At 73.1% G+C, this 14,022-nt stretch carries 15 protein-coding genes; 5 read left to right on the forward strand and 10 right to left on the reverse strand.

Annotated features, from left to right (window positions below; translation table 11 throughout):
- Position 1: 1 nt before the first annotated feature.
- The 9 genes from trpB to P2F65_RS12500 form a co-directional block, all read right to left on the reverse strand.
- A complete protein-coding gene (trpB, locus tag P2F65_RS12460; protein WP_275808025.1) occupies positions 2-1,234 on the reverse strand; it encodes a tryptophan synthase subunit beta in 1,233 nt (410 codons plus the stop codon).
- A complete protein-coding gene (trpC, locus tag P2F65_RS12465) occupies positions 1,231-2,022 on the reverse strand; it encodes an indole-3-glycerol phosphate synthase TrpC (protein ID WP_275808028.1) in 792 nt (263 codons plus the stop codon). The genes trpB and trpC overlap by 4 nt, the downstream gene beginning before the upstream one ends.
- 36 nt (positions 2,023-2,058) lie before the next feature.
- Positions 2,059-2,466, reverse strand: coding sequence for a DUF2752 domain-containing protein (locus P2F65_RS12470; protein ID WP_275808031.1), 408 nt, complete (start codon positions 2,464-2,466; stop codon positions 2,059-2,061).
- A 19-nt stretch (positions 2,467-2,485) separates the two neighbouring features.
- On the reverse strand, positions 2,486-2,734 hold the full coding sequence (locus P2F65_RS12475) for an HGxxPAAW family protein (protein ID WP_275808034.1): 249 nt from the start codon (positions 2,732-2,734) through the stop codon (positions 2,486-2,488).
- A gap of 52 nt (positions 2,735-2,786) precedes the next feature.
- Positions 2,787-3,503 carry a Trp biosynthesis-associated membrane protein gene (locus P2F65_RS12480; protein ID WP_275808037.1) on the reverse strand — a complete coding sequence of 239 codons (717 nt, stop codon included), beginning with the start codon at positions 3,501-3,503 and terminating at the stop codon, positions 2,787-2,789.
- Complete coding sequence (locus P2F65_RS12485) at positions 3,500-5,053, reverse strand: anthranilate synthase component I (protein ID WP_275808040.1); 1,554 nt, start codon at positions 5,051-5,053, stop codon at positions 3,500-3,502. The genes P2F65_RS12480 and P2F65_RS12485 overlap by 4 nt, the downstream gene beginning before the upstream one ends.
- Positions 5,046-5,441, reverse strand: a complete 396-nt coding sequence (hisI, locus tag P2F65_RS12490; protein ID WP_275810635.1) for a phosphoribosyl-AMP cyclohydrolase — start codon at positions 5,439-5,441, stop codon at positions 5,046-5,048. Before hisI ends, P2F65_RS12485 begins: the two co-directional genes overlap by 8 nt.
- 171 nt (positions 5,442-5,612) lie before the next feature.
- On the reverse strand, positions 5,613-7,394 hold the full coding sequence (locus P2F65_RS12495) for an ABC transporter ATP-binding protein (protein ID WP_275808043.1): 1,782 nt from the start codon (positions 7,392-7,394) through the stop codon (positions 5,613-5,615).
- Positions 7,391-9,214: an ABC transporter ATP-binding protein gene (locus P2F65_RS12500; RefSeq protein WP_275808046.1), complete on the reverse strand. Its 1,824-nt coding sequence runs from the start codon at positions 9,212-9,214 to the stop codon at positions 7,391-7,393. Before P2F65_RS12500 ends, P2F65_RS12495 begins: the two co-directional genes overlap by 4 nt.
- Positions 9,215-9,284: 70 nt before the next feature.
- On the opposite strand from P2F65_RS12500, the gene P2F65_RS12505 reads away from it, so the two are divergent.
- The gene (locus tag P2F65_RS12505; RefSeq protein WP_275808049.1) at positions 9,285-9,926 is read left to right on the forward strand and encodes a TIGR03085 family metal-binding protein; all 642 of its coding nucleotides are present in this window, start codon (positions 9,285-9,287) and stop codon (positions 9,924-9,926) included.
- A gap of 40 nt (positions 9,927-9,966) precedes the next feature.
- Entirely contained in the window at positions 9,967-10,263 is a 297-nt protein-coding gene (locus P2F65_RS12510) for a DUF1905 domain-containing protein (protein ID WP_275808052.1), read from the forward strand.
- Positions 10,264-10,271: 8 nt separating this feature from the next.
- On the opposite strand, the gene hisF is transcribed toward P2F65_RS12510, so the two are convergent.
- Entirely contained in the window at positions 10,272-11,045 is a 774-nt protein-coding gene (gene hisF / locus P2F65_RS12515; RefSeq protein ID WP_275808055.1) for an imidazole glycerol phosphate synthase subunit HisF, read from the reverse strand.
- A gap of 31 nt (positions 11,046-11,076) precedes the next feature.
- On the opposite strand from hisF, the gene P2F65_RS12520 reads away from it, so the two are divergent.
- From P2F65_RS12520 to P2F65_RS12530, 3 genes are all read left to right on the forward strand, one after another.
- Positions 11,077-11,655 (forward strand): (d)CMP kinase, encoded by a 579-nt coding sequence (locus P2F65_RS12520; protein WP_275808058.1) that lies wholly within the window; start codon positions 11,077-11,079, stop codon positions 11,653-11,655.
- A gap of 82 nt (positions 11,656-11,737) precedes the next feature.
- Positions 11,738-12,562, forward strand: a complete 825-nt coding sequence (locus P2F65_RS12525) for an alpha/beta hydrolase (protein WP_275808061.1) — start codon at positions 11,738-11,740, stop codon at positions 12,560-12,562.
- A gap of 884 nt (positions 12,563-13,446) precedes the next feature.
- Positions 13,447-14,022 (forward strand): DUF5655 domain-containing protein, encoded by a 576-nt coding sequence (locus P2F65_RS12530; protein WP_275808064.1) that lies wholly within the window; start codon positions 13,447-13,449, stop codon positions 14,020-14,022.

Genomic DNA, 14,022 nt, shown 5'->3' on the forward strand with positions numbered 1-14,022 from the left:
CTCACTGGGCGTTGCCCTCCTCGTCGATCAGCCCGAACCATCGGGCAGCAGTGTGCACGTCCTTGTCCCCGCGTCCGGAGAGGTTCACCAGCAGCAACGCGTCCGGCCCGAGTTCGGTGCCCAGCTCCATGGCACCCGCCAGGGCGTGCGCCGACTCGATGGCCGGGATGATGCCCTCGGTCTTGCACAGCACCTCGAAGGCCCGCATGGCCTGCTCGTCGGTCGCGTACCGGTACTCGGCGCGGCCGGAGTCGCGCAGGAACGCGTGCTCCGGCCCCACGCTGGGGTAGTCGAGCCCGGCCGAGATCGAGTGCGACTCGATGGTCTGCCCGTCCTCGTCCTGCATGAGGTAGCTGAAGGTGCCGTGGAGGACGCCCGGCTCGCTGCCGGCGAACCGCGCCGCGTGGCGGCCGGACTCGATGCCCTCTCCCCCGGCCTCGACCCCGACCAGGCGCACTCCTTCGTCGTCGATGAAGCGGTGGAAGATGCCCATGGCGTTGGAGCCGCCGCCGACACAGGCGACCACGGCGTCGGGGAGGCGGCCCGCGAGGTCGAGCACCTGCGCGCGGGCCTCGACGCCGATGATGCGGTGGAAGTCGCGCACCATCTCGGGAAACGGCGCCGGACCGGTCACGGTGCCCAGCAGGTAGTGGGTGTCGTGGACGTTGGTCACCCAGTCGCGCAGCGCCTCGTTGATCGCGTCCTTCAGGGTGGCGCTGCCGGTGGGTACGGCCACCACCTCGGCACCCAGCATGCGCATCCGGGCGACGTTGAGCGCCTGCCGCTCGGTGTCGACCTTGCCCATGTAGATGCGGCACTCCAGGCCCATCAGGGCGGCCGCCGTGGCGGTGGCGACACCGTGCTGGCCGGCGCCGGTCTCGGCGATGACGCGGGTCTTGCCCATCCGCTTGGTCAGCAGGGCCTGCGCCAGCACGTTGTTGATCTTGTGCGAGCCGGTGTGGTTGAGGTCCTCGCGCTTGAGCAGGACGCGGGCGCCACCGCAGTGCTGGGCGAACCGCGGCACCTCGGTGACCAGGCTGGGTCGGCCGGTGTAGGTGCGGTGCAGGTGCTCGAGCTCGCCGAGGAAGCCCGGGTCGACCATGGCCTTCCTGCGGGCCTCGTCGAGCTCCTCGAGCGCCGGGATGAGCGCCTCGGGCACGTAGCGCCCACCGAACTCGCCGAAGCGGCCCGGACGGGGCACGTCGACCGGGGCGTGCTCGTGCTGCTGGGTCATGCGTGTGCTCCCGCCGTGATGAGGTCGTGGGCTGCCGCCCGGGGGTCGCCACCGACGACGAGGGCCTCCCCCACGAGCACCGCGTCGGCGCCCTGGGCTGCGTAGGCGGCCGCGTCCTGCGGCCCCCGGACCCCGGACTCCGCCACGCGGACGCAGGTGTCGGGGATGAGCGGCACGAGCCGGCCGAAGGTGTCGGGGTCGACCTCGAGGGTCTTGAGGTTGCGCGCGTTGACGCCGATGACGCTGGCGCCGGCGTCCACCGCCCGTCGGGCCTCTTCCTCGTCGTGCACCTCGACGAGCGCGGTCATGCCGAGCGAGCGGGCGAGGTCCTGCATCCCCACGAGCTCGTCCTGGGCCAGGGCGGCGACGATCAGCAGGATGATGTCGGCGCCGTGCGCCCTGGCCTCCCAGACCTGGTAGTCGGTCACCATGAAGTCCTTGCGCAGGACGGGAATGCGCACAGCAGCGCGGACGGCGTCGAGGTCAGCCAGGCTCCCCCCGAACCGGCGGTGCTCGGTGAGCACGCTCACGGCCGTCGCACCCCCGGCCTCGTAGGCCGCGGCGAGCGCGGCGGGGTCGTCGATGGCGGCCAGGCTGCCCTTGCTGGGGCTGGCACGCTTCACCTCGGCGATGAGGGACAGGCCGGTGCGGCGCAGGGCCGCTTCGGCGTCGAGCGCGACCGGCGCCTGTTCGGCGAGGCGGCGCACCTCATCCGGGGAGACGGCGGCCTGCCGCGTGGCGAGGTCCTCGCGCACGCCAGCGATGATCTCGTCGAGGACGGTGGGCATGCGGCAAGGCTAACCGCCGGGGCGCGAACGCCCGGGTCAGGGTCGCAGTCCGGACAACCCCGGCAGCAGGCGCAGCAGGCCGAAGGCGACGAGCCCGGTGAACCAGGCCACCAGCAACGGGGTCCCGTGGCGGCGCAACGGCAGCTCCCGGCCCCGGGCGGCCGCCACGGTCCACGCCGTGAAGGCGACGGCGGCGAGGCCCGCCGTGCCCACGGCATACAGGTTGGACCCGGCGGCCTCGGCGAAGCGCCCGTGGAGCAGGTCGTTGGCGGCTCGCATGCCGCCGCAGCCGGGGCAGGGCACGCCCGTGAGGAGGAGGAAGGGGCACCAGCCCCAGGACCCGTCGTCGTGGGGGTCGCGCAGGACGAGCGCGGCCCCCAGCGCGGCGCCGGCCAGGGCGACCACCGCGGGGGCGCGCAGCCGCGACGAGAGCGTCGAGGTCATCGCCGCCGGAGCGTCGGCGTCAGCGGACGCCGGACTCCTGCTCGCTCTGACGGGGGTTGGGGACGTCCTTGGCGCCGTAGCCGGCCATGCCGAGGACCTTGCCGGCCACCGCGCCCGCGACGCAGACAGCGATGCCTATCCAGAACAGGACCGGCCGGGCAAGCACGACGGCCAGGGCAGCGATGCCGGAGCCGACGAGGATGATCGTCACGCCACTCCAGGCGGCGACGCTGTGGCCGTGGTCTTCGTGGTGCTCGTGCTCAGCCATGGTGGCGACTACTCCTGTGCGGGATGGGGCGGGCGGTCCTGCGGCCATTGTGTCAGGTGCTGCTGCGGTCGTCGCGCACGGCCGGGCCGGCGGTGTCCGCGTCCTCGCCGGTGGCGTGCTCGCCCTTGTCGGTGAGGTGCTCCCCCGCGTCGGTGGGGTCCTCGCCCGCGTCGGTGGGGTCCTCGCCCGCGTCGGTGGGGTCCTCGCCCGCGTCGAGCCTGTCCCAGTCGCTGGCGACGCGCTGGCCCCGTGCGCCCGCGCGGTCGGCGTCGGGGGCCTCGTAGCGTGCCCCGAGGCCCCGCCACCGGCCCGAGCCCAGCCAGCCCCCGACCGCCGCCACGACCAGGAGGACCACGGCACCGAGGGCGAGCCACGCCCATGAGGTCGCAGCGGCCCGGGTCTCGATCGTGCCCGTGCGGCCGGTGCTCGCGGCCGCGACCGACCCCAGCACCCCGGAGGGGTCGAGCAGCACGCGGCCGACGAAGGCCGCCTCGGCGAGCGCCGCGAGCAGCAGCAGGGCCAGGGTCACCCGACGGACGACCCGTCCCGAGGTGGTGCTGGCGATGGCGGCGGCCAGGGCGGCCAGGGCCAGGGCCACCACGCCGGAGGCGACCTGGGTGCCGGTGCCACTGATCCGGCTGGCCCCCAGCACCGCGTCGTCGACGGTGCCGGTGACCCACGTGCGGGAGCCGCTGACCAGCAGCAGGCCTGCCCCGAGGATCGCCAGCAGCACCACGCCGGACTTGGTCAGGGGGTTGAGACGGCTCACCGCACGGTCCTCAGGGCGCTCGCCGCGGCCACTGCCCGCAGCGCGGCGGCCGCCTTGTTGACCGTCTCCTGGTACTCGGCCTGCGGGACGGAGTCGGCGACGATGCCGGCACCGGCCTGCACGTGCGCGACGCCGTCCTTGACCACAGCGGTGCGGATCGCGATGGCCATGTCGAGGTCGCCGTGGAAGTCGAGGTACCCGACGACCCCTCCGTAGACGCCTCGCCGGCTGGGCTCCCACTGCTCGATGAGCTGCAGGGCGCGCGGCTTGGGGGCGCCGCTGAGGGTGCCTGCCGGGAAGGTGGCCGCCAGCACGTCGTAGGCGGTGCGGTCGTCGGCGATCTCGCCGACCACCGTCGACTCGAGGTGGGTGACGTGGCTGTACCGGCGCACCGTCATGAACTCCACGACGTCGACCGTGCCGGGCTTGCAGACCCGCTGCAGGTCGTTGCGACCGAGGTCGACGAGCATCACGTGCTCCGAGCGCTCCTTGGGGTCGGCCAGCAGGTCCTCGGCCAGCACACGGTCCTCCTCCGGCGTCGCACCCCGGGGCCGCGACCCGGCGATCGGGTGGGTGATGGCCCGACGACCGGTCACCTTCACCAGCGCCTCCGGCGACGAGCCCACGACGTCGTATGCCGTGCCGTCCGGCGACGGGAGCCGGAACAGGTACATGTAGGGGCTGGGGTTGGAGGCCCGCAGCACCCGGTAGACGTCGAGGGCGTCGGTGGTGCAGGGGGTCGAGAACCGCTGGGACACGACGACCTGGAAGACCTCGCCGGCCCGGATGGCCTCCTTGGCCTCCTCGACCATGGCCTCGAACGCCTGCTCGGTGAAGTTGCTCTCGACCTCGGCCAGCGCCGACGACACCGCATCGGAGTCGATCACCGCGACCGTGCTCTCGGCGGGCTGGGCCAGGTCGGCCGTCATGCGGTCGAGCCGATCGACCGCATCCGCCCAGGCGGCCTCCACCCGTTCGTCGGTGGCGTCGTAGTTCACGGCGTTGGCCACGAGCAGCAGCGAGCCGTCGGCGTGGTCCAGCACGGCCAGGTCGGTGGCCAGCATCATCGCCAGCTCCGGCAGGTGCAGGGCGTCGGGGGCGACGGACGGAACCCGCTCCCAGCGCCGCACGGCGTCGTAGCCGACCACGCCCACCATGCCGCCGGTGAGCGGGGGCAGCCCCTCCACCGGCTCGGTCGCCAGGGCGGCCACGGTGTCGCGCAGCGCCTCGAGCGGGTTGCCCGTCGTCGGCACCCCGACGGGCGGCTCACCGATCCAGAACGCCTCCCCGTCGCACTCGGTCAGGGTCGCCCGGCTGGCGGCCCCCACGATCGAGTAGCGGGACCACACGCCGCCGTGCTCGGCCGACTCCAGGAGGAAGGTGCCCGGCTGGTCCTTGGCGAGCTTGCGGTAGACCCCGACCGGCGTCTCGGCGTCGGCCATGAGCCGCCGGACGACGGGGATGACCCGACGTCCGGCGGCCAGCTCCGAGAACTCCTCGAGCGCCGGCCAGGTGGCGCCGAACGACAGGGGCGCTCGCGGGTCAGCCACGGCCGCCGCTCTCCCCCGTGAGCCCCGTGGCGGCAACGGGCACGTCGCGCCCGTCGAAGCAGGTGCGGGTGCCGGTGTGGCAGGCCGCTCCGACCTGGTCGACCTGCACGAGCAGGGCGTCGCCGTCGCAGTCGAGGGCCACCGACCTCACGTGCTGGACGTGCCCGGACGTGTCGCCCTTGCGCCAGTACTCCCCGCGCGACCGCGACCAGAAGGTGACCCGGCCCTCGGTGAGCGTGCGGCGCAGCGCCTCGTCGTCCATCCAGCCCAGCATCAGCACCTCTCGGGTGTCGTGCTGCTGGATGATCGCGGCGACGAGGCCGCTGCCGTCACGCTTGAGGCGCGCGGCCACGGCCGGGTCGAGGACGGGTGTGGCGTCGGGGGTCACCCCGTCATTCTGCCGTGCCGCGCCGAGGCGCCGGCCGCCCGCCCACGGCCCGAACCCCGCGGCATACCCGGTGCCTTTATCGGGTGACCCGATGAACAGCCGTTCCACCCCGGGTGGCACCTCGGGTCAAGCGCACCTTTATCGGGCGACCCGATAAAGGTGCAGCAAAGGTCAGTGGCGCTGCTGGGCCGCCCACGAGGCGTGCAGCGCGGCATACACGCCGCTGTTGCGGACGAGGTCGCGGTGCGGGCCACGCTCGACGACCCGACCGGCGTCGACGACCATGACCTCGTCGGCCGCCTCGGCGGTGGACAGCCGGTGGGCGATGGCGATCGAGGTGCGCCCCCGGGTGAGCCCCTCCAGCGCCCGCTGGAGACGGACCTCGGTCGACGGGTCGACGGCCGAGGTGGCCTCGTCGAGCACCAGGAGGTCCGGGTCGGCGAGGTAGGCCCGGGCCAGCGCCACCAGCTGCCGCTCCCCCGCCGACAGCGACTCGCCACGCTGGCCGAGGTCGGTCAGCAGGCCGCGGGGCAGGCCGTCGAGCCAGTCGGCGAGACCGAGCTCGGTCAGGGCGAGACGGACGTCGTGGTCGGTCGCGTCCGGCCGCCCGAACCGGATGTTCTCGAGCAGCGAGGCGTCGAAGAGGAAGCCCTCCTGCGGCACGAGCACCACGCGCTCGCGCAACGACGAGAAGCGGACGTGACGCACGTCGACGCCGTCGAGGCGCACGACGCCCTCGGTGGGGTCCATGAGGCGGGTCAGCAGCTTGGCCAGCGTCGACTTGCCCGAGCCGGTCTCGCCGACGACCGCGACGCGGGAGCGCGGCGCGATGTGGAGGTTGACGTCGTGGAGCACCGTCGCGCCGCCCGGGTAGGCGAAGGAGACCCCGTCGAAGTCGACGGTGATCGGGCCGCGCGGCAGCACCTCGCCCTCGTCGCCGGGGTCGGCCACGTCGGCGGGCGTGTCGATGACGCCGATGACGCGCCGCCACCCGGCGACGGCGTTCTGCAGCTCGTTGAGCACCTCGGTGGCCTGCATCACCGGCTGGGTGAACAGGTTGACGAGGAAGAGGAAGGCCAGCAGCTGGCCGAGGGTCAGCGCGTCGCGGGTGGCCAGCACCGTGCCCACGACCAGCACGACCGCCAGGGTGAGGCCAGCGACCAGCTGCCCGGAGGAGAAGGCCACGACCGAGCGGATCTGCGCGCCCACCGCGGCCTTCCGGTGCGCCTCGACGGCCTCGTCGATGCGGGCCGCCGTGCGCTCCTCGACGCCGTAGGCGCGGATGGTCGCCGCCCCCACCACCGACTCGGAGATGGCGGCCAGCATGTCGCCGACGCGCTCACGCACCCGGGTGTAGGCCCGGCCCACGGCCGTCTGGAAGCGGCGGATCACCAGCAGCAGCGGCAGGAAGCAGAGCCACACCACGGCGGTCAGTGCCGGGCTGTAGACCAGCATCAGCGCCGTGGCGATCGCGATCTGGCCGAGGCTGAGGATGAGCAGGATGCCGCCGAACTGGACGAACATCGAGATGGTGTCGACGTCGGACGTGACGCGGGAGACCATCGACCCGCGCCGCTCGGTGTTCTGGGTCAGCATCGACAGGTCGTGAACGTGCCGGAAAGCTTTCAGCCGCAGTGTCGCCAGGCCCGACTCCGACGCGCGGAACAGGCGGACGTTCACGGCATACGAGGTCAGGGCGGTGAGCAGCACCGCGACCCCCGCCAGCCCGACGTAGCGCCACACGAGGGCGGTGTCGGGGCCGCCCTCGGCCAGCAGTCCGTGGTCGGTGACCTGCTGCACGGCCAGGGGGACGACCACCCGGCCCACCGTCGTGAGGGCAGCCAGCACCAGCGTGACGCCCAGGCCGTGGCGCAGCTCGGGCGAGAGCTCCAACCCGCGGCGCAGCGTCGCCCGGGTGCCGAGGTGGGAGGTGGAGCCGATCGTCGTGCTCACCGGGCCTCCTCGTCGGCCGCGACCGCGGCTCGTTCCGCGGCCTCTCGCGCGTATGCCGTGACGAGGCGCTCGTAGCCCTCGCACCTCTCGCGCAGCTCGCCGTGGGTGCCGTGGTCGACCACCCGGCCGCGCTCGAGGTAGATGACCTCGTCGGCGAGCACGATGGTCGACATGCGGTAGGCGACGACGAGAACGGTGGTGCCGGCGCTCGACTGCCGCAGCGCGGACAGGATCGACTGCTCGACGGAGGGGTCGACCGCGCTCGTCGCGTCGTCGAGCACGAGCAGCTGCGGGCGGCGGATCACCGCGCGGGCCAAGGCGATTCGCTGACGCTGGCCGCCCGAGAGGCTCGCGCCACGCTCCCCCACTCGGGTGTCGAGCCCGTGCTCGAGGTGCTGGACGAAACCGGTGGCCTGGGCGATGCGCAGGGCCTCCCACACCTCGTCGTCGGTGAAGTCGGCGCCGAGGGTGACGTTGCCCCGCACGGTGTCGTCGAACATGAAGGTCTGCTGCGGCACCAGGACCCCGACGGAGGGCACGCCACCGCGGGTGACCTCCCGGACGTTGACGTCGTCGATGGTGACCGACCCCCGGTGCGGGTCGACGAGCCGCAGCGTGAGGTTGGTGAGGGTGGACTTGCCCGAGCCCGTGGGACCGACCAGCGCGGTCGTCGACCCCGCCGGCACCTCGATGGTCACGCCGTGGATGGCCTGGTGCTGCGAGACGTGCCCCTGCTCGTCGACGACGTCGTAGAGGTAGTCGACCCCGCTGAGGTGGGCTGCTGAGGCCCCCTCCTGCGGGATGTCGCGCTGGCCGTAGGCCATCTCCCCCGTGGCCCGGAGCACCGCGTCGACCCGGTCCCAGCCCACGACGGTGCGGGGCAGCTCACCGAGCACCCAGCCCAGGGCGCGGACGGGGAAGGCGAGGATCGAGATGAGGTAGGCCATCTGGACCACCTCCGCCGGTGTGATGGCGCCGCTCGCGACCCGCCCCGTGCCGACGGCCAGGACGAGCAGGGTGCCGATGGTCGGGATCGCCTCGATGACCGGGTCGAAGGTGCCGCGGGTGCGACCCACCGCGATGTTGGCGTCCCTCAGCTCGTTCGCGACGGCGGCGAACCGCTCGGCCTCCTGCGCCTCCCGACCCATCGCCTTGACCACGAGGCCCGCCTCGAAGCTCTCGTGCGCCACCTCGGAGACGTCGGCGCGCAGCTGCTGGGCTCGGGTGACCCGGGGGGACATGTGGCGCTGGAAGACCATGTTGGCGAGGAACAGGGCCGGGAAGACCGTCAGGCCGATGAGCGCCATCACCTCGTCGACGGCCAGCATCTGCACGATCCCGGCGACGAGCATGATCACGACGCCGAGCGCCATCGGCAGCGGCGCGAACACGTTCCACGTTGCCTCGACGTCGGCGTTGGCGTTGGAGAGCAGCTGCCCCGACGGGTGCCGGTGGTGCCACGACAGCGGCAGGCGGAGGTACTGCCGGGTGACCTGGCGGCGGAAGTCCGCCCCGACGTTGTACATCGTGACGCCAGCCGCGACGCGACGGATGACGACGCCGATCACGTTGAGGAGCACCACCCCGGCCATCCACCCGCCGATGGCGAGCAGCTGGTCGGCCGTGACCTCCCCGGCCTGCACCGCGGGGGTGACGTAGTCGCGGGTGACCTTGCCGATGACCCAGGCGGTGCCGACGGTCATCACGCCGTACAGGGCGCTGCCGGCGACGGCCAGGGCGAACCACCAGGGCTGCCGGCGCACCCCGATGCCGATGATGCCGAAGCTGCGCCGCAGCGTCGGCACGGCCGCAGTGGACACACGTGCTCCTGGGGAAAGCGGTGGAGGGGGCGAGGAGCAAGCCTCTCACGCGGCAGGCATGATGGCCCGCATGACCCATCACGCCCAGGCCGAGCGCGCAGCCCTCTGCGACACCTTCGAGGCGGTTGGCCCCCACGCGCCGACCCTGTGCTCACCCTGGGACACCTCCGAGCTCGCCGCGCACCTCGTCATCCGGGAGCGGCGACCCGACCTCGCGGCCGGCATCGTCCTGCCCGGCTTGCGCGCACGTACCGAGCGGGTGCAGCGCGACTACGCGGCGAAGCCGTGGCCCGAGCTGGTGCACCTGGTGCGGTCCGGCCCCCCGATCTGGTGGCCGACGCGGCTCGGCCCGGTCGACGAGGCCACCAACCTGCTCGAGTTCTTCGTGCACCATGAGGACGTCCTGCGGGCCGAGGCCACGGGACCGCAGCGCGAGGTGGGCGACGACCTGCAGGCCGCCCTGTGGACCTCCCTCGGTCGCATCGGGCGGCTGCTCTTCCGCCGGGCCCGCACCGGCGTGGTGCTCATCGCTCCCGGGCACGGCCGCCACACCGTCCACGGCCCTACCGGGCTGGGCACGGTGATCCTCCAGGGCGCGCCGAGCGAGCTGGTGCTGTTCGGGTTCGGGCGTCCGCAGGTGGCCGCGGTCGAGCCCCAGGGCGCCCCCGAGGCGGTCGAGGCCCTGCACGCCAGCCCGCTCGGCCTGGCCTGACGCGGTCTCGGGTGTCGGTGTCCATGCCTAGCATCGAGCCATGGGTGCGACCTGCCGTTTCACCGCCGAGCTCTGGCCCTGGAAACCGGACGGTGGCTGGTACTTCCTGACGCTGTCGGCCGACGCCGCCGAGGTCGTCCGTGAGCGGCCCCGGCCGCCCCGCGGCTTCGGCTCCGTGCGGGTCAGGGCGACCGTCGGGAACACCACCTGGGCGACGTCGGTGTTCCCCGACGCGGGCAGCGGGAGCTACGTGCTGCCGGTGAAGAAGGCGGTCCGGCGTGCGGAGGGACTCGAGGACGGCGAACCCGTCGAGGTCGACCTCGACATCCTCGAGTAGCCGGGCGTTCAGCGCACGCAGATGCCCTGGGCGCGCATCGCGGCCTTCACCTCGCCGACGGTCAGCTCGCCGAAGTGGAACACGCTGGCGGCGAGCACGGCGTCGGCCCCCGCCTGGACTGCCGGGGCGAAGTGCTCCACCGCGCCGGCCCCGCCGCTGGCGACGATCGGGATGTGCACCTCGCGGCGCACCTCGCGGATGAGCTCGAGGTCGTAGCCGTCCTTGGTGCCATCGGCGTCCATGGAGTTGAGCAGGATCTCCCCCGCCCCGAGCTCGGCCGCCCGGGCACACCACTCGATGGCGTCGATGCCGGTGCCGGTGCGGCCCCCGTGGGTCGTCACCTCGAACCCGCCGAGCAGGCTGCCGTCGTCGGCCCGGCGACGGCGCACGTCGGCGGACAGCACCAGCACCTGGGCTCCGAAGCGGGCGGCGATGTCGTGGATGAGCTCGGGGCGCGCGATGGCTGCGGTGTTGACGCCGACCTTGTCGGCACCGGCGCGCAGCAGCCTGTCGACGTCGTCGACCGTGCGCACTCCCCCACCGACGGTCAACGGGATGAACACCTGCTCGGCCGTGCGGCGCACGACGTCGTAGGTCGTCTCCCGGTTGCCGCTGCTCGCCGTGACGTCGAGGAAGGTCAGTTCGTCGGCGCCCTGGCGGTCGTAGGCCTTGGCCAGCTCGACCGGGTCACCCGCGTCCCGCAGGTCCTGGAACCGCACGCCCTTGACCACCCGACCGGCGTCGACGTCGAGACAGGGGATGACACGGGTGGCGACGCTCACCCGCAAAGGGTATCCGTCTAGGCTGCCGCCCATGGCGGGCGACCTCATGGCTGAGCGGCTGACCGCCATCGTCACGCTCGTCGACACCAGCGAACCGCGTTGCGGCACAACCCGGCTGGTGGCCATCGACGGCCCCAGCGGCGCGGGCAAGACCACGCTCGCCCGCAGGGTCGCCGAGGCGCTCTTCGCCCCGACCATCCACATGGACGACCTCTACCCCGGCTGGGACGGCCTCTCCGAGGGTGTCCAGCGAGCCCAGGAGTGGGTCGCCGAGCCGCTGGCCGCGGGGCGGCCCGCGCGCTACCGGACGTGGGACTGGGCGGCCGGCCGGTACGGCCCCTGGGTCCAGGTGCCGGCCAGCGAGGTCGTCGTCCTCGAGGGCTGCGGCTCGGGGGTCCACCCGGTGGGTGCGGCGGTGTCGACCCTGGTGTGGGTGGAGGCCGACGAGGCGGTCCGGCACGCGCGCGGCCTGGCGCGCGACGCGGCATACGAGCCGTTCTGGGACCGCTGGGCGGCACAGGAACAGAGGCTGTATGCCGCGGACGGCACCCGGGCCCGCGCCCATCTGGTGGTCGACACCACCGCCGACGGGTACGTGCCCCTGCGCTGAGGCGGGAACGGGACCTTTGCCCCGCGAACCTCGTCCTTCTGCATCTGTCGGGGGCGTCAGGGGCGCACCTAGCCTGCGAGACGTGGGCCAGCTCGGCCACCGGGAACGCGTCACCCTGCCCACCGGGGTGACGGTGCCGGTCACGGAACAGGGGGATCCGACGGGGCCTGTCCTCGTGCTGCTCCACGCCTGGGCGGAGGCGACGGGGAGCTTCGACCGACTCGTCCCCCGCTTCCCGCGCTGGCTGCGTGTGGTCGCCTTCGACCAGCGGGGGCACGGCGGGGCGTCGAGACCCCCTGACGGGTACCGGCTCATGGACTTCGCCAACGACGTCGCCGCCGTGCTGGACCACCTCGGCATCGAGCGCGCCACGCTGCTCGGCTCCTCGAGCGGCGGCTACGTGGCGCAGCAGGTCGCACGGCTGCACCCGCTGCGGGTGTCGGGACTCGTGCTCGTCGGAGCCCCGCACAGCCTGCGCACCCGGCTCCCCTTCGCCGAGGAGGTGGAGGCGCTGCGCGACCCGGTGGACCCCGGCTGGGTGCGGGCGTCGCTGTCGTGGTTCCCCCTGTACGCACGGGTGCCGGAGTGGTACCTGAGGGACCGCGTCCAGGACGGGCTGCAGGTGCCTGCGCTGGTCTGGCGCAAGACCTTCCAGGGGCTCGTCGAGGCGGAACCGCCCACCCTGCGGCAGAAGCTGCGCGGCCCCGGGCTCGTCATCTGGGGAGCCCACGACCGCACGCTCTCGCGGGCGAGCCAGGAGGCGCTGGTGCGCTCGATCGAGAACTCCAGCCTGCTCGTCTACGAGGACACCGGTCACCTCGTGTTGTGGGAGCAGCCCGGCCGCGTGGCCAACGACGCGACCCGCTTCATGGAGACCGTGGTGCTCGCCAGCCAGTCGCACGGCTAGTGGCGGCTCGCCAGCTCGAACAGGCGGTGGGCCACACCCTGGCGCGTGACGTCACTCCGTCCACAGGCGTCCGTCCTCGGCTTGCGCTGCATGGGCAGGTATGCCGTCGAATCTGTTGTGGCACAGGGTTTGTCGCTCGCATCCAGTCACCTTGGGTTGTCGGTGGTCGCCTCTAGTGTTGTGTTCATGGAGGGAACCCGAGCTACGACCTGACCCTGGCCGAGTGCCGGGAGCGGCTCGCGGTCGCGGCCGGGGACGAGGTCGGCAGGACCAACAAGACGACCCTGCTGCTGACCATGGACTTCGAGTCGCTCAAGGCCGGGCTCGCGGCGGCGACGACCCTGGGCGGGCTGGCGCCGGCACGCACCTCGCCCCGGAGACCGTGCGCCGGCTGTGCTGCGACGGTTCGGTGATCCCGATCGTGCTGAACGGCCGGGGCGAGGTGATGGACTGGGGCCTGGAGAAGCGGTACGAACGCACTCGCCCAGACCAAGCGTTTCTGGCTCCGCGACGGCGGCTGCACCTACCCGGGTTGCGACGCCCCGCCACAGTGGGCCGACGCCCACCACCTCGTCCACTGGGCAGACCTCGGCCCTCGAACCTCGACAACGCCGCCCTGCTCTGCGAGCGGCACCACACCATCGTGCACAACCGCCGCCACGCCGGACGGGTCGTCAAGGACGCCCAAGGCGAACGGGTCGAATGGAAGCTCACTCGAGGCTCCTACGACGAGCCCCTCGCCCGTCGCGCCGCCCAGGAACCAGCGTGACCCCGCCCCCCACCCCGCCGGGGACGGCGGGGTCCCACCCCCTGCGCCGAACGAGGATGCGGCCTCGGGCACGTCGCACGGCGCGGCCGGCGGTGTCGCCCGCCATAATCGCCGCATGGAACCGGCAGACATGATGGCGGCGGTCACCGCCTCCCTGGAGGAGCGCACCGGTCGCACCCTCGAGGACTGGGTGGAGGAGGTGCACAAGGCGGGGCTCGACCCGCTGGACCAGAGGTCCGTGCGCGCGTGGCTCAAGGAGGTGCACGGCGTGCCCCAGAACTCCCAGTGGGCCATCGCCGACGCCGCCGCGCGCAACGCCGGCTGGGTCCGGCCCGACACCGACACCTACACGGACAACCTCTACTCGGGGGCGAAGGCCCACCTGCGACCGGTGCACGACGCCGTCATCGCCCTCGCCGAGGGCTTGGGCGACGACGCCCACCGCGAGGGCCGCAGCACCTACATCCCGGTGGTCCGCAAGACGCAGTTCGTCGCCGTGGCCCCCGGTCCCCGCGACACGGTGCGCGTCGGCTTCCGCTTCCGCGGCACCGTGCCCGATGACGAGCGCCTCTCCCCCGCCAAGGGGTTCGCCCAGGCCACGCACTGGCTGCACCTGCCGGCCGACGCTGACGAGGACGACCTGCGCTCCCTCGAGCCGCTCCTCGAGGCGGCATACGAGCAGAACGCCTGA

Source organism: Knoellia sp. p5-6-4 (assembly GCF_029222705.1).
Lineage (GTDB): Bacteria > Actinomycetota > Actinomycetes > Actinomycetales > Dermatophilaceae > Pedococcus_A.